This is a genomic window from Bradyrhizobium sp. T-12 (assembly GCF_058314695.1).
Genome location: NZ_CM177756.1, coordinates 967,501 through 989,206, shown reverse-complemented (window position 1 = coordinate 989,206; position 21,706 = coordinate 967,501). Strand labels below are relative to the sequence as shown.

Annotated in this window: 20 protein-coding genes (1 of these 20 cut by a window edge); 10 read left to right on the top strand and 10 right to left on the bottom strand. The window is 64.3% G+C overall.

Annotation, left to right across the window (positions count from 1 at the left end; genetic code table 11):
• Positions 1–34: 34 nt before the first annotated feature.
• The 6 genes from AC0WRY_RS04720 to AC0WRY_RS04695 all read right to left on the bottom strand — a co-directional run bounded on the left by AC0WRY_RS04720 (position 35) and on the right by AC0WRY_RS04695 (position 6,972).
• A complete protein-coding gene (locus AC0WRY_RS04720) occupies positions 35–1,279 on the bottom strand; it encodes an acyl-CoA dehydrogenase (RefSeq protein WP_194405889.1) in 1,245 nt (414 codons plus the stop codon).
• A gap of 140 nt (positions 1,280–1,419) precedes the next feature.
• Positions 1,420–2,547 carry an acyl-CoA dehydrogenase family protein gene (locus tag AC0WRY_RS04715; protein ID WP_194405888.1) on the bottom strand — a complete coding sequence of 376 codons (1,128 nt, stop codon included), beginning with the start codon at positions 2,545–2,547 and terminating at the stop codon, positions 1,420–1,422.
• A gap of 101 nt (positions 2,548–2,648) precedes the next feature.
• Positions 2,649–4,520: an AMP-binding protein gene (locus AC0WRY_RS04710; RefSeq protein ID WP_491122729.1), complete on the bottom strand. Its 1,872-nt coding sequence runs from the start codon at positions 4,518–4,520 to the stop codon at positions 2,649–2,651.
• Positions 4,521–4,563: 43 nt separating this feature from the next.
• Positions 4,564–5,370, bottom strand: coding sequence for an enoyl-CoA hydratase/isomerase family protein (locus AC0WRY_RS04705; protein ID WP_491122728.1), 807 nt, complete (start codon positions 5,368–5,370; stop codon positions 4,564–4,566).
• 186 nt (positions 5,371–5,556) lie between these two features.
• Positions 5,557–6,315, bottom strand: a complete 759-nt coding sequence (locus AC0WRY_RS04700) for an SDR family NAD(P)-dependent oxidoreductase (RefSeq protein ID WP_128954145.1) — start codon at positions 6,313–6,315, stop codon at positions 5,557–5,559.
• 54 nt (positions 6,316–6,369) lie between these two features.
• Positions 6,370–6,972 carry a TetR family transcriptional regulator gene (locus tag AC0WRY_RS04695; protein WP_491123443.1) on the bottom strand — a complete coding sequence of 201 codons (603 nt, stop codon included), beginning with the start codon at positions 6,970–6,972 and terminating at the stop codon, positions 6,370–6,372.
• 210 nt (positions 6,973–7,182) lie between these two features.
• Between AC0WRY_RS04695 and AC0WRY_RS04690 the strand changes: the two genes are divergently transcribed.
• Positions 7,183–8,355: an acetyl-CoA C-acetyltransferase gene (locus AC0WRY_RS04690; protein ID WP_491122727.1), complete on the top strand. Its 1,173-nt coding sequence runs from the start codon at positions 7,183–7,185 to the stop codon at positions 8,353–8,355.
• 116 nt (positions 8,356–8,471) lie between these two features.
• Entirely contained in the window at positions 8,472–10,016 is a 1,545-nt protein-coding gene (locus AC0WRY_RS04685) for an acyl-CoA synthetase (RefSeq protein ID WP_194405883.1), read from the top strand.
• 143 nt (positions 10,017–10,159) lie between these two features.
• On the opposite strand, the gene AC0WRY_RS04680 is transcribed toward AC0WRY_RS04685, so the two are convergent.
• On the bottom strand, positions 10,160–10,702 hold the full coding sequence (locus AC0WRY_RS04680) for a methylated-DNA--[protein]-cysteine S-methyltransferase (protein WP_194405882.1): 543 nt from the start codon (positions 10,700–10,702) through the stop codon (positions 10,160–10,162).
• Between the two features lie 137 nt (positions 10,703–10,839).
• Here AC0WRY_RS04680 and AC0WRY_RS04675 point away from each other — a divergent pair, with 137 nt between their 5' ends.
• Together AC0WRY_RS04675 and AC0WRY_RS04670 are read left to right on the top strand one after the other, a co-directional pair.
• Positions 10,840–11,658, top strand: a complete 819-nt coding sequence (locus tag AC0WRY_RS04675; protein ID WP_194405881.1) for an alpha/beta fold hydrolase — start codon at positions 10,840–10,842, stop codon at positions 11,656–11,658.
• A gap of 2 nt (positions 11,659–11,660) precedes the next feature.
• On the top strand, positions 11,661–12,473 hold the full coding sequence (locus AC0WRY_RS04670) for an alpha/beta fold hydrolase (RefSeq protein WP_491122726.1): 813 nt from the start codon (positions 11,661–11,663) through the stop codon (positions 12,471–12,473).
• A gap of 67 nt (positions 12,474–12,540) precedes the next feature.
• Here AC0WRY_RS04670 and AC0WRY_RS04665 read toward each other — a convergent pair whose 3' ends face one another.
• Positions 12,541–12,996, bottom strand: a complete 456-nt coding sequence (locus tag AC0WRY_RS04665; protein WP_194405879.1) for a carboxymuconolactone decarboxylase family protein — start codon at positions 12,994–12,996, stop codon at positions 12,541–12,543.
• Positions 12,997–13,095: 99 nt separating this feature from the next.
• Here AC0WRY_RS04665 and AC0WRY_RS04660 point away from each other — a divergent pair, with 99 nt between their 5' ends.
• The 4 genes from AC0WRY_RS04660 to AC0WRY_RS04645 all read left to right on the top strand — a co-directional run bounded on the left by AC0WRY_RS04660 (position 13,096) and on the right by AC0WRY_RS04645 (position 17,171).
• On the top strand, positions 13,096–13,953 hold the full coding sequence (locus AC0WRY_RS04660; protein WP_491122725.1) for a sigma-70 family RNA polymerase sigma factor: 858 nt from the start codon (positions 13,096–13,098) through the stop codon (positions 13,951–13,953).
• A 183-nt stretch (positions 13,954–14,136) separates the two neighbouring features.
• Positions 14,137–14,811 carry a GntR family transcriptional regulator gene (locus tag AC0WRY_RS04655; protein ID WP_194405877.1) on the top strand — a complete coding sequence of 225 codons (675 nt, stop codon included), beginning with the start codon at positions 14,137–14,139 and terminating at the stop codon, positions 14,809–14,811.
• Between the two features lie 83 nt (positions 14,812–14,894).
• A complete protein-coding gene (locus tag AC0WRY_RS04650) occupies positions 14,895–15,695 on the top strand; it encodes a phytanoyl-CoA dioxygenase family protein (RefSeq protein WP_063197681.1) in 801 nt (266 codons plus the stop codon).
• 162 nt (positions 15,696–15,857) lie between these two features.
• The gene (locus AC0WRY_RS04645) at positions 15,858–17,171 is read left to right on the top strand and encodes an NAD(P)H-dependent oxidoreductase (protein WP_194405876.1); all 1,314 of its coding nucleotides are present in this window, start codon (positions 15,858–15,860) and stop codon (positions 17,169–17,171) included.
• Positions 17,172–17,298: 127 nt separating this feature from the next.
• Here AC0WRY_RS04645 and AC0WRY_RS04640 read toward each other — a convergent pair whose 3' ends face one another.
• Positions 17,299–18,384, bottom strand: a complete 1,086-nt coding sequence (locus tag AC0WRY_RS04640) for an SDR family oxidoreductase (protein WP_194405875.1) — start codon at positions 18,382–18,384, stop codon at positions 17,299–17,301.
• Positions 18,385–18,667: 283 nt separating this feature from the next.
• On the opposite strand from AC0WRY_RS04640, the gene AC0WRY_RS04635 reads away from it, so the two are divergent.
• Positions 18,668–19,759, top strand: coding sequence for a TRAP transporter substrate-binding protein (locus AC0WRY_RS04635; RefSeq protein ID WP_194405874.1), 1,092 nt, complete (start codon positions 18,668–18,670; stop codon positions 19,757–19,759).
• A 315-nt stretch (positions 19,760–20,074) separates the two neighbouring features.
• On the top strand, positions 20,075–21,166 hold the full coding sequence (locus tag AC0WRY_RS04630; protein ID WP_194405873.1) for a TRAP transporter substrate-binding protein: 1,092 nt from the start codon (positions 20,075–20,077) through the stop codon (positions 21,164–21,166).
• A 236-nt stretch (positions 21,167–21,402) separates the two neighbouring features.
• On the opposite strand, the gene AC0WRY_RS04625 is transcribed toward AC0WRY_RS04630, so the two are convergent.
• A protein-coding gene (locus tag AC0WRY_RS04625; protein ID WP_194405872.1) for a hypothetical protein crosses the window boundary here: on the bottom strand, positions 21,403–21,706 show its 3' portion. Its footprint extends 293 nt past the window's final position; the window shows 304 of its 597 coding nt (coding positions 294–597); the start codon falls outside the window, past its right edge; it ends in the stop codon at positions 21,403–21,405.

The following is a 21,706-nucleotide window of genomic DNA, read 5'->3' as shown; positions in this document are numbered from 1 at the left end:
CGGTACTTCGTACCGCTCCGCGTCCGGGACACGGCTAGCCTCTTCCCTTCGTCGGGATCTTGTTGAACGGCACGTCCTTGTCGACACGGATATCGCCGGGCAGACCCAGCACCCGCTCGGCGATGATGTTGCGCATGATCTCGTCGGTGCCGCCTTCGACGCGGGTGCCCGGCGCGCGCAGCAGCATCGCCTGGAAACGGCCGGCCAGCTCGCCATCCTCACCGCTGACCACGCCGCCCGCGCCCTGCAGATCCAACGCGTAGGTCGCGACGTCCTGGATCATCGATCCCGCCACCAGCTTGCCGATGGAGTTTTCCGGCCCCGGCCGCTCGCCCTTCGACAGCGCCGAGATCGCGCGCATGCTGGTGTATTTCAGCCCGCTCGCCTTCACTGCCCAGTTCGCCAGCTTGGAGCGCACCGCGCGATCCTCGATCGCCGGGCCGTCGTCGAGCATCAGGCTGGAGCAGTACTCGAACAATTCAGGGAAACCGGTCGAGACGGCCGCGCCGATCGCGCTGCGCTCGTTCATCAGCGTGGTCAGCGAGACGTTCCAGCCGTCACCGACCTCGCCAAGGCGCTGATGGTCGGGAATGCGGACGTTGGTGAAATACACCTCGTTGAAGTCGGACGCCCCGCTCGCCTGCTTGATCGGCCGCACCTCGACGCCGGGGCTCTTCATGTCCAGGAAGAACATGGTGAGGCCCTTGTGCTTGGGCACGGTCGGATCCGTGCGCGTCAAGAGGATGCCGTAATCGGAATAATGCGCGCCCGAGGTCCAGATCTTCTGGCCGTTGATCACCCAGTCATTGCCGTCCTTCTCGGCGCGCGTTCGCAGCCCCGCGACGTCCGAGCCGCCGGCCGGCTCGGAGAACAGCTGGCACCAGACTTTTTCGCCTGAGGCGAGCGGCGGCAGGTAGGTGCGCTTGTGCTCCTCGCGCGCGAACGCCATCATGGTCGGCCCGCACATGCCGTGACCGATGATGAACATGCGGGAGAGCTGGCCGAACGGCCCCTCTTCCTGCGACCAGATCACACGCTCGATCGGCGACGATCCGCGGCCGCCATACTCCTTCGGCCAGTGCAGACAGGCCCAGCCGGCATCGGCCTTCTTCTTCTGCCACGCCTTTGCGACTTCCAGGATATTGGCGTTCTTGAGCACGGTGCGGCCAAGCGAGGATTTGCGCAGCTCCTCCTCGTATTGCTTCGGAGCGTTGGCGCCGATCCAGGCCCGCGCGGTGGCGCGGAATTCGGCTTCCTGCGGAGTGTCGTCGAAGTTCATCTGTTTTCTCTCGGTTCATTCCCCGGACGCTGCGCAGCACGAAGTGATGCGCTGCAGATCCGGGGTCCATTGCGCCCCTGGGTCCCGGCTCTGCGAAGCGGCACTACGCGCCGCATCGCGTCCGGGACACGCACATCGGCTTAAGCCGCGTTCTTCTTGCGCATGCGGTCGATCAACTGGTCTTCCCAATAGCTGAGACTGCCGAGCCCCAGCGCCATCGCGTTGGCGCGGCGGTAGTACATGTGGCAGTCGAACTCCCAGGTGAAGCCCATGCCGCCGTGAACCTGGATATTGTTCTTGGCGCAATGCTGGAACGCCTGCGTCGCGCTGATGCGGGCGGCAGCCGCTGCTTCCGGCAACTCGGCCGCGTTGGTCGAGAGCGCCCAGGCGCCGTAATAGCTGTTGGAGCGCGCCAGCGTCGCCGAGACATACATGTCGGCGAGCATGTGTTTGACGGCCTGGAACGAACCGATCTGGCGGCCGAAGGCGATGCGGTCGAGCGCGTAGTCGCGGCCCATCTCCAGCGCGCGGTCGGAACCGCCCACCTGCTCGAATGCGCAGAGCACCGCGGCGCGATCGAGCACTTGGGTCAAAATACCCCAGCCCTCACCCGCGGCGCCGAGCGGCTCGGCTTTGGCGTCCCTGAACGTGATCTCGGCCTGCCCGCGGGTCGGATCGAGATTGGTGAGGCTCTTGACCTCGACACCCCCGGCCTTGAGGTCGACCAGGAACAGCGAGATGTCATTGTCGCGCCCACTCGATCCCGTGCGCGCGGCAACCACCGCGAAATCGGCGATGGCGCCGTCGGCAACGGGCTTCTTGACGCCGTTGAGCACGCCGTTCGCAGCGGTGAGCTTGACGTTCCTCGGCGACGGATTGCCCTTGCCCTCGAAGAGTGCCAGCGTGCCGATGGCTTCGCCCGAGGCAATCGCCGGCAGCCATTTCTTCTTCTGCGCGTCGCTGCCGGCGATCAGCAGCGCTTCGGCGGCAAGATAGACGGTCGAGGAGAACGGCACCGGCGCATTGGCCCGGCCCATCTCCTCCGCGATCACGCAGAGCTCGAGATGGCCGGCGCCCGCGCCGCCGAACTCCTCGGGAATGGCAACGCCGAGAAAGCCCATCTCGGCGAGGCCTTTCCAGAGCTCCTTGTCGTAAGGCGCCTTGCCGTCGAGCACGACACGCACCGCCTTGGGTGGGCATTTCTCAGCGAGGAACTTGCGCGCCTGGTCGCGGAGCTGTTTCTGGTCGTCGGAGAAGTCGAAGTTCATGGCGGGCTACCTTTTATTGTTTGTCGCTTGTATTGATGCCGTCATTCCGGGGCGCCGCGTAGCGCGCGCCCCGGAATGACGAGGTGAGAGAATTGCGCAACTCATCTCAGCACGATCACATCCTGATCCGGCTTGTCCGCATAAAGCCGCTCCACCAATTCGGCGCGCCGTTCCAGACCGGCGCGCTGGTTGATGTAGCCCTTGTCGGTGAGCTCGTTGCCGTCGATCGAGGGCGGCTCGGCCATCAGCATCGCGCGCGCGATGATCCGGCTGCTGGCGCCTTCGCACTCACGGTTGTGCGTCTCCAGCCCGCGCCTGAGACAGGCGATCACCTCGGGATGCCTCACCGCGTCCGCGAAGCTGAGATCGGGATTGCCGACGAACTGGCGGCAGGCATGCAGGTTCGGCCACGCCAGGAGGCCGATGAAGGCGCGGTCCTGTCCCGCTACCAGCGCGTCATGCACGACGGGCGTTGCCGCCGCAATCGCATCGGTTCGGAGCGAGCCGACATGCACGAAGGTGCCGGTGGTGAGCTTGAAGTCTTCCACGACACGGCCGGCGAAGATGATGCCCTTCACCGGATCGGAATCGTCGACGAAAATGCCGGCATCACCGATGCAGTAGAACCCTTCCTCGTCGAACATCTTCTTCGTCAGCTCCGGCTGGCCGAAATAGCCGGGCGTGACGTTGACTCCGCGCAGCCGCAGCTCGTATTTCGAGCCGCACGGCACCATCTTCAATTCGACGCCAGGGAACGGCAGGCCGATCAGGCCGACGCGCTCGGTGTCCCAATAAGTGCCGGTCGAGGTCGGCGCGGTCTCTGTCGAGCCCCAGCCGGTATAGAACACGATGCGCTCGCCGGTGGTCTTCACGGCGAGGGCCTGCATGCGGTCATAGAGATCGTCCGGCAGCCGCGCGCCGCCATAGGCCATGATCGAGAGATTTTTGAAGAAGGAGCGACAGAGCGCGTCGTCCTTCTCCATGGCCGCCGCGAGCGCGGCATAGCCGGCCGGCACGTTGGCGTAATAGGTGGGTGAGATCTCGCGCAGATTCCGCAGCGTCTCCTCGAACTGGCCAGGCATCGGCCGGCCGTCGTCGATATAGAGCGTGCCGCCATCGACCAGGATCGGGTGGAACGCCGCATTGCCGCCCATCGTGTGGTTCCACGGCATCCAGTCCAGCATGGTCGTAACAGGACCATTGGGATCCCTTGGGCGAACCTGCATCATCATCGCCGCATTGGCGCACATCATGCCTTGCGTGTTGATGACAGCCTTGGGCATGCCGGTCGAGCCTGACGTAAACAGCAGCTTGCCGACGGTGTCCGGCGTGATCTTCGCGATCGACGCCTCGACATCCTTCGTCACCGGCGTTGCCGCAAGCTCGGCGAAGCTGACGCTTGTGATGCCGTCGCAGGGCCGGGCGACGTGCACCACGGTGACGCCGGCGAGATCGAGCGCCTTCAGCGCCTTCTCGAAGGTCGGGCCGTCCTGCACCATCAATACGGCCGGCTTGATCAGGTCGAACAGGTATTTCAGCTTGACGTGATCGTGGCTCATCAGCGAGTAGGCCGGCGACACCGGCGCTGCCGGGGCGCGCGCCTGCATCGCCGCCTGCGTCATCAGTGCGTGCTCGATCGAATTTCCGGAAAGGATCGCAACGGGGCGGCCATCCAGCCCGAGATTGAGCAGACCTTGCGTCAGCGCATCCACGATACGCTTGGCTTCGGCATAGGAGACCTTGCGCCATTCGCGATTGGGACCGCCGCGCTGCGCCAGCCAGATGCGCTCGGGGGCTTGCGTCGCCCACTTCGCCAGCGATGCCGGAATGTGTTTCTCGTAAGGCTGCAGCGGAATGCGCGACTTCAGCACCACCGTGCCGTCGTTGCGGCGCTCGACGTCGATGTCGCGCGCAAGCCATTCGATCTTGCGAAAGGCGGGCTTCGTCATCACAGCCGCCGCGCTTCCACTCATTTTGCGTCTCCCGGAATTATCGTCCTTTGCGGATCGTTCTGGTTCAGCGCTTGATATAGACAGGCTTTCGCTTCTCAAGGAAGGCCCTGATGCCTTCCGAAAATTCCTCGGAACGGCTGCACAGCACCTGGTTGCGATCCTCCATCGCGATCACGGCTTCCAGCGACCCGGCATCGACGCTCATGTTGAGGCACTCCTTGGAGAGACGCAGGCCCACGGGCGAAGCCGTCATCATCGCCTCGACATAGGGCTCGGCCGCATCATTGAGCTTGTCCTCGTCCACGACTTCGGAAACGAGGCCGACCGCGAGCGCGCGCTCGGCGCCGATGAACCGTCCGGTGAGGATCAGTTCCGACGCGACGGACACGCCGACCAGCCGCGGCAGGAAATAGCTGGCGCCGATGTCGCAGCCGCCGAGGCCGAGCTTGATGAAGGCGCAGTTCATCCGCGCCGATTTCGAGGCAATGCGGATGTCGGAGGCTAGCGCCAGCGCAAAGCCGCCGCCGGCCGCCGCGCCCTGCACCAGCGCCAGGATCGGCTGCGGGCAGCGCCGCATCAGCATCACGATGTCGGCAATGCGCCGCTGCGAATCCAGCGACTCCGTGACACCGGGCGGCTCCTGCTGCCCGGCCCGGCGCGCCATCGCGGCCTTGAGATCCAGGCCGGCGCAGAAATTCTTGCCGGCGCCTCTGAGCACCACGACGCGCGTGTCGCGATTGCGCTGCAGGCCCAGGAAATAAACGTTGAGCGCGTCGATCAGCGCCGGATCGAGCGCGTTGAGGTGTTCGGGACGATTGAGCGTTACCCGGTCAACGCCATCGTCATGCTCGATCAGCAGCGGTTGGGACATGCATGCCTCTCATATCCGCGCGGAAGATGGCTGTTACTGCGCCCTCTCCCCTTGTGGAAGAGGGCACGTATCTCGTTGCAACATGCTCGCTTGGGTGAGGGGTCTGTCTCCACAGATGAGACTTCGGAGAGAACCCCTCATCCGGCGCTTCGCGCCACCTTCTCCCACAAGGGGAGAAGGAAGAAGCTACCTTGGCGCCATCCGGATCGCACCGTCGAGACGGATGGTTTCGCCGTTGAGCATCGCGTTCTCGACGATGTGCACGGCGAGCGCGCCGTATTCCTTGGCATCGCCGAGGCGCGAGGGATGCGGCACCTGGGCGCCCAGGCTCTTGCGGGCCTCCTCGTTCAAGCCCATCAGCAGCGGCGTGAAGAACAGGCCGGGCGCGATGGTGTTGACGCGAATCTTCTGGCTCGCGAGGTCGCGCGCGGCCGGCAGGGTGAGGCCGACGACGCCGCCCTTCGAAGCCGAATAGGCGATCTGGCCGATCTGGCCTTCGTAAGCCGCGACCGACGCCGTGTTGATGATGACACCGCGCTCCTCGCCGACGGGCTCGATCGTGACGAGGCGCTCGGCGAACAGGCGCAGGCAGTTGAAGGTGCCGATCAGATTGACGTTGATGATGCGCGCGAACTTCTCCAGCGGATAGACGCCGTCGCGGCCGACGATGCGCTGCGAGCCGCCGATGCCGGCGCAGTTCATCAGCACGCGCGCGACACCGTGCGCGGCTTCTGCTTTCGCGATTGCCGCCTTGATCTGCTCCTCGCTGGTGACGTCGGCATGCAGCGCGACGCCCTTCACCTCGGCGGCGACCTTCTCGGCGTTCTCCTTGTTCTGATCGATCACGCCGATCTTGGCGCCTTTGGCCGCCATGGCGCGAGCGGTGGCTTCACCGAGGCCCGAACCACCGCCGGTGATGAGAACGGCTACATCTTTCAATTCCATGACAGGCACCTTTCCTTGGGCGTTTCTTCTCTAGACTTGAGAGTGATGGCCGGATTATCCGGCCGCGGCAGCTTCCCCGGCTTGCGTGAGGATGCCGCCGCAGATCAGCGTTTCCATGTGCTTGATATATTGCCGGCAGACGTCGTCGGTAACAGGGCCGACGCCGGTCGCGCGGGACATCGCGTGCCGTCCGAAGAACAAATGATCGCAGGCGCCTATCAGGCTGGTGTAGAACAGCACCGGATCGGTCTGGCGGAATTCGCCGCGGCTCACGCCTTCCGCGAGCAGCCGGCGGTGGAAATCCAAGAGCGGGGCGACGAAGAATTTCGAGACTTCATCGGCTGAGCTCCCGCTGGTCTCGTGCAGGAGATAGTGGATCAGCCGGTTCATATAGGGGAAGCGGTGATAAGCGCGGATGATGCCGGCGATGTGCAGCTTCAGCTTCGCCGTCGAATTGATCGGCTGCGCCAGCAAATATTCGAGATTGGACATTTCGGTCGCCGCATCGCGCGCGAGCAGCGCCAGCAGGAGGCCGTCCTTGTTGCCGAAATGATATTTGACCAATGCGGCGTTGGCGCCCGACTTCTGCGCGATGTCTGACAGCGAGATCTCGATCGAGGAGCGCTCGATCATCAGCTCGCTCGCGGCCACGAGCAATTTCTCCGCCGTGGAATTCTTCCCGCTGGGGAGCCTGTTCGGTACGCTGGTCGCCACGGAAGATCCCTGTTTGCCGCTCGAAGCGGGGCGCAGATAAGCCCAAGCAGCGCCTCATCACAAGAGTTAATTGATCGATTGACTAAACGATCTCCCGTCCCTTAAATCCGTCCCCGACAACCAACCCAAGCAAGAATTCAGGGAGAAACCGACATGGCCGAGGCTTACATCGTCGCCGCCGCGCGTACCGCCGGCGGGCGCAAGGGGGGCCGCCTCGCCGGCTGGCATCCGGCTGACCTCGCCGCGAAGGTGCTGGACGAGTTGGTCGATCGCACCAAGGTCGATCCCGCCCAGGTCGAGGACGTGATCATGGGCTGCGTGATGCAGGTCGGCGAGCAGTCCAACAACGTTGCGCGCAACGCGATCATGGCCTCGAAGCTGCCGGAGAGCGTGCCCGGCACCTCGATCGACCGCCAATGCGGCTCCTCGCAGCAGGCGCTGCACTTCGCAGCCCAAGCGGTGATGTCCGGCACGATGGATGTCGTGATCGCCGCCGGCGTGGAATCGATGACGCGCGTGCCGATGGGCCTGTCCTCGCAGCTTCCGGCCAAGAACGGCTTCGGCAATTACAAGAGCCCGGGCATCGAAGCGAAGTATCCCAACATCGTGTTCAGCCAATTCACCGGCGCCGAGATGATGGCGGAGCGATACGGCCTCTCCAAGGATGAGCTCGACCAATATTCCTTTAACAGCCATCAGCGCGCGATCGCGGCGACGCAGGCCGGCCACTTCAAGAAGGAGATCGTGCCGCTCGAAATCACCCGCGCCGACGGCTCCAAGGACACCCACCACATCGACGAAGGCATCCGCTTCGACGTCACGCTCGACGGCATCAAGGGTGTCAAGCTGATCGCAGAGAACGGCAAGCTCAGCGCCGCCAGTGCCAGCCAGATCTGCGACGGCGCTTCCGGCGTCATGGTGGTGAATGAAAAGGGCCTGAAGCAGCTCGGCGTCAAGCCGCTGGCGCGCATCCATCACATGACCATGATGGGCGGCGATCCCGTGATCATGCTGGACGCGCCGCTGCATGCGACCAAGCGCGCACTGGAGAAGGCCGGCATGAAGATCGGCGACATCGACCTGTTCGAGGTCAACGAGGCCTTCGCCTCGGTGCCGACCGCCTGGCTGAAGACCACGGGCGCCGATCCCGAGCGTCTCAACGTCAACGGCGGCGCCATCGCGCTCGGCCATCCGCTCGGCGGCTCCGGCACCAAGCTGATGACGACGCTGGTCCACGCCCTGCACCAACGCGGCAAGCGCTATGGCCTGCAGACCATGTGCGAAGGCGGCGGCATGGCCAACGTCACGATCGTCGAACGACTGTAAGAAGAACAAAAGCAAGCAGTGAATGGCGAGTAGCGAATGGTGAGTAGGCGAAGAGCGATTGCCCTTCTCCCCTATTCGCCATTCGCTGCTCGCCATTCGCGTTGTGAGGAAACGCCATGACTCACCCCTCCGTCCACGCCCGCACCACGCCGAATAAGATCGCCTATCAGATGGCCGGCACCGGCAAGGCGATCACCTATCGCGAGCTCGACGAGCTCTCGAACCAGGGCGCGCACCTGTTCCGTTCGCTGGGCCTCAAGGCCGGCGACCACATCGCGCTGTTGATGGAGAACCGGCTTGCCTTCATGGAGCTGTGCTGGGCCGCGCAGCGCAGCGGGCTCTATTATACCGCGATCAGCCGCTACCTGAAGCAGGACGAGATCGACTACATCATCGCCGATTGCGGCGCCAAGGTCGTGATCACCACACCGAAATGCGCCGACCAGATCAAGGGCCTGATCAAGGGCGCCGCCGGCGAGCCGATCTTCTACATGATGGACGAGCCTCTGCCGGGCTTCCGCTCCTATGACAAGGAAGCAGCAAGCCAGCCGGTCACGCCGATTGCCGATGAGATCGCTGGCTACGACATGCTGTATTCGTCGGGTACCACCGGCCGGCCCAAGGGCGTCAAGAAGGCCTTCGAGGGCAAGACGATCGACGAGCCGAATCCGCTGCTGCGCGTGCTCTGCGCCGACATGTGCGGCATGAACGCGGAGAGCACCTATCTGTCACCGGCGCCGCTCTATCACGCAGCTCCCCTGCGCTTCAACATGATGGCAATCGTGCTCGGCGGCACCTCCATCATCATGGAGCACTTCGACGCCGAAGAGTTCCTGAAGCTGGTCGAGAAGTACAAGGTCACGCAATCACAGCTGGTGCCGACCATGTTCGTGCGGATGCTGAAGCTGCCGAACGACGTTCGCACCAAATACGACGTCTCCACGCTCAAGGGCGCCATTCACGCCGCAGCTCCGTGTCCGGTCGACGTCAAGGCAAAGATGATCGAATGGTGGGGGCCGATCCTGATCGAGTATTACGCGGGCTCGGAGGGCAATGGCGTCACGGTCTGCAGCTCCAAGGAATGGCTGGCGCATCGCGGCAGCGTCGGCCGCGCCGTGGTCGGCAAGATCAAGATCCTCGATGAGAATGACGAGGAGCAACCGACGGGCGAGATCGGCACGGTCTACTTCGCCGACGCACCGGCGTTCACCTATCACAACGACCCCGAGAAGACGAAGAAGGCCTACAACGCAAAGGGCTGGTCGACGCTCGGCGATGTCGGCTACCTCGACAAGGATGGCTTCCTCTATCTCACCGACCGCAAGTCCTACATGATCATCTCCGGCGGAGTGAACATCTACCCGCAGGAGACCGAGGACGTGCTGATCACCCACCCCGACGTCGCCGACGTCGCGGTGTTTGGCGTCCCGAACGAGGAAATGGGCGAAGAGGTCAAGGCGGTGGTGCAGCCGCACGACATGAGCCGCGCCGGCAAGGCGCTGGAGGCCGACCTGATCGCCTATTGCAAGGGCCGCCTCTCCGCCATCAAGTGCCCGCGTTCGATCGATTTCGAGCCCGAGTTGCCGCGCACGCCGACCGGCAAGCTGGTCAAGCGGCATCTGCGCGACAAATATTGGCCGAAGACGACGGCGAAGATCTAGGTGAGGATTCGTGTCCCGGACGCGGTGCAGCGCGGAGCAGTGCACCGCAGAGCCGGGACCCATCTCGCCAAGATGCTGGCCCCCGGCTCAGCAGTGCAGCACTTCGTGCCGTACTGCTGAGCCGGGGCACGACACCTTGAACCTCAATCGAACAGACTCGGCGTGTGGTTCACCAGCGCGCCTTCGATCTCGAGCATCTTCAGCTTCGTCACCACGCCGCCATTCGCCGAGAAGCCGCCGGGCTTGTTGCCGGCCGCGAGCACCCGGTGGCAGGGCACCACGATCGGGCATGGGTTGCGGCCGAGCGCCTGGCCGACATCACGCGACAGCTGCACGCCGCCGAGCTGCTTGGCGATGTCGCCATAGGTGATGGTCTTGCCTGGCGGAATGGCGCGGGCGATCTCGTAGACGCCGCGATTGAACTCGGGCACACCGTCGAGATCGAGCTCGATATCGGTGAGGTCGTCCGGCTCGCCCGCGAGCAGCTTGACGATGCGGTCGATCGCCTCTCGCACCTCCGCGGTCGGCTCGGTCTCGACGGCGTCAGCGTGGCGCTGGCTGATGCGGGTGCGGATCTTCTGCTCGCCACCCATGGGCAATTGCGTGCCGTTGATGCCGCGCGGGCCCCAGGCGACGGCGCAGAGGCCGATCCTGGTGTCGAACAGGGCAAAATGCTGGTCGGTCATGGCTTGGTTCCTGAGCTAGCGTCCTTGTCGCATGCCCCCATTGTGTGCTGAGCCACAATCTAGGCTTGGAAATAGTTGCGATCCACCCGGTTTCCGGGAATCTTGCACAGCAGTTCCGCCTGCCTCGCGAGTCCCGAATGCAAAGCCTCCACGTCAACGGTTACGACATGCCCTATCTCGACGCGGGCGAAGACCGAGGCCGGCCGCCGCTGGTCTGCGTGCACGGCTCGCTCAACGACTTCCGCGTCTGGGGTTGCGTGCTCGGGCCGCTGACGCAGCAGCGTCGCGTGATCGCCGTCAGCCTGCGGCATTTCTTTCCGGAACGCTGGGACGGCATGGGCGACACCTATTCGATCGCCCAGCATGTCCAGGACGTCATCACCTTCATCGAGACGCTCGACCTCGGGCCCGTCGACCTGATGGGCCATTCCCGCGGCGGACACATCTGCTTCCGCGTCGCGCAAGCCCGCCCTGATCTGTTGCGCCGGCTCGTCCTGGCGGAGCCCGGCGGCGAGCTCGATGCGAGCCTCGATCCGGATTACGTCGGCGGCCCCTCGCCGCTGCTGGCGCGCTTCACGGCGTCGGCCGAGAAGATCGCCGCCGGTGATGTCGATGGCGGCCTTGCCGTCTTCGTCGACACGCTGGAAGGCGCCGGCACCTGGCCGCGGCTGCCGGCCATGGTGAAGCAGAATTTGCGCGACAATGCTTACACCCTGATCGGCCAGGTCCGCGACAATCGCCCGCCTTTCTCCAGGGCGGATGCGGAATCGATCAAGATGCCGACGCTGTTCATCCTGGGCGCGCGGACCAAGGGCCTCTTGCCAAAGGTGCTGCATGCGCTCGCAGCGCATGTGCCCTATTCCAAGACCGCGATCATCCCGAACGCGACGCATCCGATGTTCGAACAGGCGCCGCAGAAATACTCTGAAATCGTCCTCGATTTTCTGGCGAGCTGATCATGCAGTCATTCCGCGTCAACGACTACGACATGGCCTATCTCGAGGTTGGAAGCGGGCCGCCGCTGGTCTGCGTGCACGGCACGCTCGGCGACTTCCGCACCTGGTATTCGGTGCTCGGCCCATTGTCGAAGGCCCATCGGGTGATCTCGGTCAGCCTGCGGCACTTCTTTCCCGAGCATTGGGGCGCCGTCGGCGACGACTACAAGATGGCGCAGCACGTTGCCGATGTGATCGCGTTCATCGAGCAGGTGAGGCCTACACCCGTGGATCTGATGGGCCATTCGCGCGGCGGCCACATCGCCTTCCGCGTGGCGCAGGCACGGCCTGATCTCTTGCGGAAACTGGTGCTGGCCGAGCCGGGCGGCGATCTCGATGCCAGCCTGCCGCTGCCCGAAGGCACGCCCGCACATCCGCCGCTCGCGGCGCGCACCGCGCGCTCGGTCGAAATGATCCGCGCCGGCGATATCGAGGGCGCGCTGCAGAATTTCTATGAGGGCATCGAGGGTGACGGTTCATGGCGCCGCGTGCCGGCCGCCGCCAAGCAGCAGCTGCGCGACAACGCCCTGACCTTCCTCGGCCAGATCAACGAGCAGCGCCGGCCCTACACGCTGAACGATGCGCAGGCGATCCGGACGCCAACGCTGCTGATCGGCGGCGGGGCCACCACCGGCAGCCTGTCGGTAATGTGGCGCGTGCTGGCCGAGCATATCGCGGGAGCTGAGACGGCGGTCATTCCCAACGCCGGCCACTGGATGTTCGAGCAGGACCCGCTGGGGTTCGGCGAGGTCGTGAACAGGTTCTTGGCGGCGTAGCTTGTAACGGGGTCGGCGCCAGCGGCCGGCCTCTCCCCGCAAGCGGGGAGAGGCGAAGAAAGAAAACCTATACCTTCCACACGCCGACCGGCATCTTGATCGCTGCGTTCAGCCGGTTCCAGACATTGATGGTGGCGATCGAGAGGATCAGCGTTGCGAGCTCGCGTTCGTCGAAATGCTTGTCGGCCTCGCTCCAGACCGCATCCGGCACCGGATCCTCGCGATCGGCAAGACGCGTGACGGCCTCCGCCAGTGCCAGCGCGGCGCGCTCGGCATCGGTGAAATAGGGCGCATCGCGCCAGGCGGACACGGCGAACAGGCGCTCGTCGGTCTCACCCAGCTTGCGGGCGATCCTGGGATGCATGTCGACACAGACGCTGCAACCGTTGATCTGGCTGGCGCGCAGGTGCACCAGTTCCAAAAGCTTTTCCGGCAGGCCCTGCTTGGTGAGATTGCCGAGGGACTGCAAGACATTCATGGCTTCGGGAAGGACCATCACGGGGTGATTCATGCGGGCGTGCATCTTTTTCGTCTCCATCGCTCGAATTTCGAAGGTTCCGGTCACATTGGCCGGATTGGCTTCGTCATGTGCATGACGGATCGCGACGAGGGAATGTGACCGATGACTGAAGAAAATCTTCTCACTGAGCAATTCGAGGCCAGCAGGGACCATCTGCGCGCGGTGGCCTACCGGATGCTCGGCTCCCGCGCCGAGGTCGACGATGCCGTGCAGGAGGCCTGGCTGCGGGTCAGCCGCTACGACATGTCTGATATCGCGAACCTCCGCGGCTGGCTCACCACCGTGGTCGCGCGCATCTGCCTCGACATGCTGCGCCCGCGGAAATCGCGCAAGGAAGAGCCGATGGGCCCGGATGTGCCGGAGCCGGCCGACGAGGGGCCGCTGCGCGAGGCCGAGATGGCTGACTCCGTCGGTGCGGCGCTGCTCGTCGTGCTGGAGACACTGCAGCCTGCGGAGCGGCTCGCCTTCGTGCTGCACGACATGTTCGCCGTGCCCTTCGAGGAGATCGCGCCGATTGTCGGCCGATCGGTCGACGCATCACGGCAGCTCGCCAGCCGGGCGCGGCGACGCGTGCAGGGCGCGCCGGTGCCCGAAACGGACCAGTCGCGCCAGCGCGCAATCGTCGATGCCTTCCTCAAGGCGTCGCGCGAGGGCAATTTCGAGGGGCTGCTGGCCGCGCTCGATCCCGACGTCGTCTTCCGCGCCGACCAGGCCGCGGTGCGGCTCGGCACGCTGGCCGAGATCCGCGGCGCGAACGCGGTGGCGCAGCTCTACAAGGGCCGTGCCCAGGCTGCACGAACGGCGTTGGTCGATGGCAAGATCGGAGTGGCCGTCATCCTCGGCGGACGGCTGCGCATCGCGCTGCGCGTGATGTTCAGGGACGACCGTATCGTTGGGATCGAGGCGTTGGCCGACCCGGAGCAGGTCGCCGCACTGGACGTGGAGGTGCTCGAGGGGTGAGGCTGGCGCAATTCTGCGAAAACAACCCCATGCACAGTAGACTGACCTAGGAATATCAATGACTTACTCGAACAGGCGAGAAGTCATTCCGTCACCCTCCGATACCGCTTGACCGCCCCACCTCACGAAGCGTAGCTTCGAATACGGAATTCCGTATTCCCATTGGCTGTCGGAGCTACCGGCGTGATCCCCCTCGACCCGCTTCCGAACCTGATCGACCAGGTCTATGCGCGCATCCTGGAGGCGATCTCCGACCGCACGCTGGAGCCCGGCCAGCGCATCCGGCAGAACGAGCTCGCCGACAGGCTCGGCGTGTCGCGCCAGCCGGTGTCGCACGCGCTACATCTGCTGCATCGGCAAGGCCTCGTCGCCGAAAGCGGCAAGCGCGGCTTCGAAGTCACCCAGCTCGATCCCTCACGGATCCGCCAGCTCTACGAGGTGCGCGGGGCAATCGATGCGCTCGCCGCGCGGCTTGCGACGACGCGCGCGGGATACGACGCAACAGGCCGCGCGCGGTTGGAAGCGGCGCTGGCCGCCGGCGGCCGCATCGACCGCGCGACACCACTCGCCGAGCTCATCACGCTCGACGTCGATTTTCACCGCGCGATCTATCAGCTCGCCGGCAATCCCGTGATCGAGGAGACGATCGCGCCGCAATGGCCGCATATGCGCCGCTCGATGGCGACGGTGCTGTCGGAGCTCGACTATCGCGGCAGCGCCTGGGCGGAGCACGCGGAGATCGCCGGGCACATTCTCGCAGGCGATGCGAGCGCGGCCGAGCGCGCGGCGCTGGCGCATGCGCAGACGGCGGGGCGAATGACTGAGGAGAGATTGAGGACGACGGAGGCGGCGGCGTAGTCGCGCCGTCATTCCGGGCCCGTGCTTCGCACGCCCCGGAATGACAACAATAAGCAGAATGACAAAATCAAGGAGGACGACCCATGAAACTGTCGCAAGAGCAATTGGAGTTCTTCCACCGCGAGGGCTGGCTGTTCCTGCCCGAGCTGTTCGCCCAGGAGGAGGTCGATCTGCTCGCGCGCGAGGCGGTCGGCATCTACGACACCAACCGGCCGGAAGTCTGGCGCGAGAAGAGCGGCGCGCCGCGCACCGCGTTTGCCGCGCATCTCTATAACGAGGCGTTCGGCATCCTCGGCGCCCATCCGCGGATGATCGACCCGGTCGAGCAATTGTTCGGCGAGCCTGTCTACATGCACCAGTTCAAGATCAACGCGAAATCGGCCTTCACCGGCGACGTCTGGCAATGGCACCAGGATTACGGCACCTGGAAGCGCGACGACGGCATGCCGGAGCCGCGGGCGATGAACATCGCGATCTTCCTCGACGAGGTGATGCCGATCAACGGACCCCTGATGCTGGTGCCGCGCAGCCAGAACGCCGGCGATCTCGAGGCCTCGCACGACCTCGCCACCACCTCCTATCCGCTATGGACGCTGGACGAAGCAACGGTGACGCGGCTCGTCGCGCAGGGCGGCATCGTCGCGCCGACCGGCAAGCCCGGCGGCATGCTGATGTTCCACGGCAATCTCGTGCATGGCTCGGCAGGCAACATCACGCCCTATCCGCGCAAGATCGTGTACCTGACGCTGAATGCGGTCTCGAACTACATTCGCACCCCGACGCGACCGGACTACATCGCCCATCGCGATTTTGCGCCGATCAAGACGGTGGATGACGATGCGCTGGTGCGGCTTGCCCGTGCGCCGCGGCAGGCGGCGGAGTAGACAGGTCTCGTGCCCCGACGCAGCGCAGCGCTTCTTCAGCGGTGCGCTGCAGGGCCGGGGCCCATACTGTATCGATGATTTTCTCTCCAGGTCCCGGCTCAGCGGAGCGGCACTTCGCGCCGCACCGCGTCCGGGACACGATAGCTCCGCAGGACATCCCCCATGAATCTCTTCCGCCTCCTCCAGGCCCGCGCGTCCGCCGGCAAGCCTGTCCGTGTCGCATTGATCGGTGCGGGCAAATTCGGCTCGATGTTTCTGGCGCAGGTGCCGCATACGCCGGGGCTGGAGGTGCCGATCATCGTCGATCTCGACCGCGACCGCGCGCGCGAGGCGTGCCGCACCGTCGGCTGGAGTGCCGAGCTCATCGCGAAGACGGTCTTCACCGACGACGGCGCGCGGGCCATTGCCGGCGGCGCGATGGACGTGGTGGTGGAAGCGACCGGAAATCCCGCCGTTGGGATCCGCCACGCGCGCGCCGCGATCGCCGCGGGCAAGCACATCGTGATGGTGAATGTCGAAGCCGACGTGCTGGCAGGTCCGCTGCTCGCCGAGGAAGCACGCAAGGCCGGCGTGGTCTATTCGCTCGCCTATGGCGACCAGCCGGCGCTGACGGCCGAGATGGTCGACTGGGCACGCGCGACCGGTTTTCGCGTGGTCGCCGCCGGCAAGGGCACGAAATATCTGCCGGCCTATCACGACGTGACGCCTGACGGCGTCTGGCATCATTACGGCCTGACCGCAGGCGAAGCGCAGTCGGCCGGCATGAATCCGCAGATGTTCAACTCGTTTCTCGACGGCACCAAATCGGCCATCGAGATGGCTGCCATCGCCAATGCCTGCACGCTCGACGTGCCCGCCGACGGGCTGCTGTTTCCGCCCTGCGGCGTCGACGATCTGCCGCATATCATGCGGCCGCGTTCGCGCGGCGGCGTGCTGGACCGGCCCGGCGTGGTCGAGGTCGTCTCCTCGCTCGAGCGCGACGGCCGGCCGGTATTCCGCGACCTGCGCTGGGGCGTCTATGTGGTGCTGGAGGCGCCGAACGATTATGCCGCCGACTGCTTCCGGCAATATGGCCTGAAGACCGATGCCAGCGGACGCTATGCGGCGATGTACAAGCCCTATCATCTGATCGGGCTCGAGCTGAACATCTCGGTGTTGTCGGCGGCACTGCGCGGCGAGCCGACCGGACAGGCGAGCGGCTTCCGCGGCGACGTCGCTGCGGTAGCCAAGCGCAATTTGCGCGCGGGCGAGATGCTGGACGGCGAAGGCGGCTACACGGTGTGGGGCAAGCTGGTACCGGCAGCCGCGAGCCTGAAGGCGGGCGCCCTGCCGATTGGCCTCGCCCACCGCGTGAAGCTGAAGCATGACGTGGCGCACGGCGCGGTGGTGCGCTGGAGCGATGTCGAGTTCGATCCCGGCAACGAGACGGTGAAGACGCGCAAGGCCATGGAGGCCGCGTTCGCGAAGGAGCAGTGAGACCTCCGCCGCGTCATGGCCCGGCCATCCACGCCTCCTTGCGGCGCAAAATACGGGAATGGCCCTGGACAAGCCCGGGCATGACGGCTTTTGCGGAGAGACAGTTGCGCCGCCATCACAACAAGCGTTACGGCAACAATCTCTCTTGCTTCGCTTGCCGAAACCACTTCCTGAACATGTCTTCCGTGTCCATCATCTCGGTGAAGCCAGCGCGGTTGATCTTCACGGTGGAGACGATCGAGGGCGGGCCGGATTCCGTGTGGCCGTAGCGCATGCTGTAGTCGGCGTACTGGAATGAGAGGCCGACGAAGTCAGCGAGACCGGGCGAGACGAGGTTGTGCCTGGCCCGCAGCTCGTCCCAAACGTCGATCCAGTTCGGATACTCCTTTGCAAGTGAGAGCGGCACCGGCTTGCCGGGCTTCATCTCCAGCGCGTCGGCCACGGCGGGCCAGATGTTTTCCCAGGTAAAGACATCGCCATTGGTGACGTTGAAGGCCTCGTTCCGCGCCGTCCCCGCTTCGCCCGACCAGGCGATCGCGCGGGCGAGGAGATCGACATCGACGGCCTGCCCCACACGCGGGGCGCCGCCGGGAAAATCCAGCGGCCGGCCCTGCTCGCGCAGCATCGCGGCGTAGACGCCGAGAGGCGGGATCAGATCCATCGCGCCGCCCATGGCGAGACCGACGATCAGGACGGGGCGCAAAATGCTCCAGTGCCAGGCCTTTCCCTTCTGGAGCTCGCGCAGGAAGTCTTCCTGGGCCCAATAGAAATTGGGCTGCTCATACATTTCGGAGCGGCCCTCGCGCGCCGGCACGGTCAGGGGGCGGACATGGACGCCGTATGCCTTGGTCCCCTGCAACAGGGCGACATGTTTGAGCCCGGGCGCCGCCGGCTCAAGCTCGCCCATCAGGTTGCGCAGCATCTGGTCGTTGATCTTGATCTGTTGCTCATCGCGCCAGCCATCGACGAGCTGCGGCGCTTCGTAGAGCGCGGCGTAGACCAGATGGGTGGCGCCCGCGAACTCGGCCGCCGCGCGGCGGCAATCCGCGGCACTGGTGAGGTCAATCGGGACGTGGCGGGCGCCATAGAGGTTGCGCGGTCTTCGCCGCGACAGCGCCACGATCTCGCAAGGCTCCGACGCGCCGAAGTGCCGCAAGGCGGCGTTGCCAACGAGACCGGTCGCACCGGCGACCACCACCTTCTTGCCCGTCATTGCGCGCTTCCTCTTTGATAATTGCGTCATGGTCTAGCAGGCTGCTGACGGTTCCGACTTGTGTCTGGCACGCTTCGCAGTCGCGAGATGCAGATCGCTTGATTATCGGGCAACGAACGGTCATCCTTGCTGACGGAACCGCAACGCTCGGATTCCAGCAACAAGAGCCCCTCAGGGCCATTCGGGAACGCCTAGACCATTTCAACAAAAGAACGTCGATCCTCGACGAAACGACATCAAGATCGCTTCTGCTCGACGCATCGACGCAATGGAAGGGATACGCATGAAACGTCGTGATTTTCTCAAGGTGACGGGCGCCAGCCTGGCCGCCAGCACCGCCGTCGCCGCGCCCGCGATCGCGCAAAGCTCCCCCGAGATCAAGTGGCGCTATGCCACGAGCTGGCCGAAGTCGCTCGATACGCTCTACGGCGGCTGTGAATATTTCTGCAAGCAAGTAGCCGCCATCACCGACAACAAGTTTCAGATTCAGCCGTTTGCAGCCGGCGAGATCGTCCCCGGCCTGCAGGTCCTGGATGCCGTATCAAACGGCACCGTCGAGATCGGCAACACCGCGCTTTATTACTATTGGGGCAAGAACCCCGCCTTCACCTTCGCCACCGCGCTGCCGTTCGGCTTGAACACGCGCCAGCAGATCTCCTGGCTGCTCTGGGGCGGCGGGCAAGAACTCGTCAACGACCTCCTCAAGGAATACAACGTCTACGGCATTCCGACCGGCTCGACCGGCGCGCAGATGGGCGGCTGGTTCAGAAAGGAGATCAAATCGATCGACGATCTCAAGGGCCTGAAGATGCGTATCGGCGGCTTTGCCGGCACCATTCTCGCCAAGCTCGGGTGCGTGCCGCAGCAGCTCGCCGGCGGCGACATCTACCCGGCGCTCGAGAAGGGCACGATCGACGCGGCCGAATGGGTCGGTCCCTACGACGATGAAAAGCTCGGTTTCGCGAAAGTGGCTAAGTACTACTATTATCCCGGCTGGTGGGAAGGCACGAGCCAGGGCCACAACATCATGAATATCGAAAAGTGGAATTCGCTGCCCAAGCACTATCAGGCGGCGATCGACGCGGCGTCTCGCGACACCTTCACCTGGATCACCGGAAAGTATGACGCAGTGAACGCTCCGGCCCTGAAGCGGCTCATTGTGGGTGGCGCCATTCTCAAGGCCTTCCCCCAGGAGGTGCTCGAAGCCTGCTACAACGCGTCTAACGAGATCTATGCCGACCTCTCCAAGACCAACCCGCATTTCGGCAAGATGCTCGCCAGCATGAATGCTTTCAAGAACGACTCGCTGCCCTGGACCCAGGTCGCCGAGCTCAGCTTCGACGGCTTCATGGCGCGGATGCGGGCCAAGACGTAAGGTCACCGCCTCCACGACTAAAGTCGGAGAAGCCCCGGGGATAGCTCCGGGGCTTCTTCCGTTGAGCGCAGCTCTCGTAGGCATCGGCGCTGATCGCCGCCTTCGCAACTGCGAGCGATGCCGCAACGCTTGCTTATCGCAAGACGACCCGCCATCCTCCCCGCCGGAGCCGCAACGCACGGAATCCACGAAGAAGCCCTCAAGGGCCGCCGCATACATTCCTATCGTCACAAAACAACGTCGATTATCGGCGAAGCCAAGACGACATCAAGATCGTTCCCTAAGTCGAGCAATCGGCACATTGGAGGGATACGCATGAAACGTCGTGATTTCCTGAAAGCAACGGGCGTCGGTCTCGCTGCGAGCACAGCGGTAGCCGCGCCGGCCGTTGCGCAATCGATGCCCGAAGTGAAATGGCGGTTGGCTGCAAGCTGGCCGAAATCGCTCGATACGCTCTATGGCGGCTGCGAATATTTCTGCAAGCGCGTTGCCGAGATCACCGACAATCGATTCCAGATCCAGCCCTTTGCGGCCGGTGAGCTCGTGCCGGGTCTGCAAGTGCTCGACGCCGTCTCGAACGGCACCGTCGAGATGGGCAATACGGCGCTCTATTATTATTGGGGCAAGAACCCGGCGTTCACCTTCGGCACGTCGCTGCCGTTCGGTCTCAATACGCGCCAACACATTTCCTGGCTTATATGGAACGGCGGCCAGGACATGCTCAACGATCTCCTGAAGGAGTACAATACGATCAGCGTGCCGACGGGCTCGACCGGTGCCCAGATGGGCGGCTGGTTTCGCAAGGAGATCAAGACCATCGACGATCTCAAAGGCCTGAAATTCCGTGTCGGCGGCTTCGCCGGCACCATCATCGCAAAACTCGGCGGCGTGCCGCAGCAGATCGCGGCCGGCGACATCTATCCCGCGCTGGAGAAGGGCACGATCGACGCGGCGGAGTGGGTCGGCCCTTATGATGACGAGAAGCTCGGCTTCGTGAAGGTCGCAAAGTACTATTATTATCCGGGCTGGTGGGAAGGCACCGGCCAGGGCCACAACCTCATGAATCTCGAAAAGTGGAACGCGCTGCCGAAGCACTATCAGGCGGCGATCTCCGCGGCCTCGCTCGACACCTTCACCTGGGTGACCGGCAAATACGACTCGGTCAACCCGCCGGCGCTGAAGCGACTCCTGGCGGCCGGCGCGACGCTCAAGCCGTTCCCGCAGGAGGTGCTCGAGGCCTGCTACGGCGCGGCCAACGAAATCTACGCCGATCTCGCCAAGAGCAATCCGCATTTCGGCAAGATGTATGCGAGCCTGACGGCATACCGCGCCGACTCGCTGGCCTGGATGCAAGTCGCCGAGCTCAGCTTCGACAGCTTCATGATGCGGATGCGGACACGGACATAACTGCAAGGCACAGCGAAGTCCAAAACGACGAAAGCCCCGGAGATGTCTCCGGGGCTTTTGCCATTGAACGGCTCACGCAGGGTCGGCAAAGGCGCGACAGCGCCGTGCCCACGTTCTTTCAACTTAGACAGACGCCCGGGCACGCTTCGCTTTGCTCACCCTACGAGACTGGGGATGACGAGAAACAGTTTCGTACGGGGGGCATGCGCGGCGCGAACAACGCACCACAAGTATCTTCAGTTTTCCTCGTCTCCGAGCGCGGCGACCAGCTTGTCGTAGTACTTGGCGACGAGATCGATATTGCCTTTGTTCTCGACCTGAGGCGCCGGCGTCTTCAGCGCTTCGTTGAGCTCGTCGAGCGCTTCCTTCTTGTCCTTGGCCGGCATCTTCTTGTCGGCCTGGACTTGCGCGATCTGAGCCTTGATCACGGCGTCGGTACCGACATATTTCTTGGTCGCGGGATCGAAGCCGCCGATCACCAGGCTGATATTGTCCACGACGTTGTTGTACTCGTCATAGCCGGCAAAGCCGTGCTTCTTG

Coding starts and splice junctions, on each gene's coding strand:
- AC0WRY_RS04630 (WP_194405873.1), top strand. CDS start 20,075: ATGAAACGTCGTGATTTCCTGAAAGCAACGGGCGTCGGTCTCGCTGCG.
- AC0WRY_RS04710 (WP_491122729.1), bottom strand. CDS start 4,520: ATGAGTGGAAGCGCGGCGGCTGTGATGACGAAGCCCGCCTTTCGCAAG.
- AC0WRY_RS04645 (WP_194405876.1), top strand. CDS start 15,858: ATGAATCTCTTCCGCCTCCTCCAGGCCCGCGCGTCCGCCGGCAAGCCT.
- AC0WRY_RS04680 (WP_194405882.1), bottom strand. CDS start 10,702: ATGACCGACCAGCATTTTGCCCTGTTCGACACCAGGATCGGCCTCTGC.
- AC0WRY_RS04705 (WP_491122728.1), bottom strand. CDS start 5,370: ATGTCCCAACCGCTGCTGATCGAGCATGACGATGGCGTTGACCGGGTA.
- AC0WRY_RS04665 (WP_194405879.1), bottom strand. CDS start 12,996: ATGCACGCCCGCATGAATCACCCCGTGATGGTCCTTCCCGAAGCCATG.
- AC0WRY_RS04635 (WP_194405874.1), top strand. CDS start 18,668: ATGAAACGTCGTGATTTTCTCAAGGTGACGGGCGCCAGCCTGGCCGCC.
- AC0WRY_RS04660 (WP_491122725.1), top strand. CDS start 13,096: ATGACTGAAGAAAATCTTCTCACTGAGCAATTCGAGGCCAGCAGGGAC.
- AC0WRY_RS04700 (WP_128954145.1), bottom strand. CDS start 6,315: ATGGAATTGAAAGATGTAGCCGTTCTCATCACCGGCGGTGGTTCGGGC.
- AC0WRY_RS04690 (WP_491122727.1), top strand. CDS start 7,183: ATGGCCGAGGCTTACATCGTCGCCGCCGCGCGTACCGCCGGCGGGCGC.
- AC0WRY_RS04650 (WP_063197681.1), top strand. CDS start 14,895: ATGAAACTGTCGCAAGAGCAATTGGAGTTCTTCCACCGCGAGGGCTGG.
- AC0WRY_RS04715 (WP_194405888.1), bottom strand. CDS start 2,547: ATGAACTTCGACTTCTCCGACGACCAGAAACAGCTCCGCGACCAGGCG.
- AC0WRY_RS04670 (WP_491122726.1), top strand. CDS start 11,661: ATGCAGTCATTCCGCGTCAACGACTACGACATGGCCTATCTCGAGGTT.
- AC0WRY_RS04720 (WP_194405889.1), bottom strand. CDS start 1,279: ATGAACTTCGACGACACTCCGCAGGAAGCCGAATTCCGCGCCACCGCG.
- AC0WRY_RS04675 (WP_194405881.1), top strand. CDS start 10,840: ATGCAAAGCCTCCACGTCAACGGTTACGACATGCCCTATCTCGACGCG.
- AC0WRY_RS04640 (WP_194405875.1), bottom strand. CDS start 18,384: ATGACGGGCAAGAAGGTGGTGGTCGCCGGTGCGACCGGTCTCGTTGGC.
- AC0WRY_RS04685 (WP_194405883.1), top strand. CDS start 8,472: ATGACTCACCCCTCCGTCCACGCCCGCACCACGCCGAATAAGATCGCC.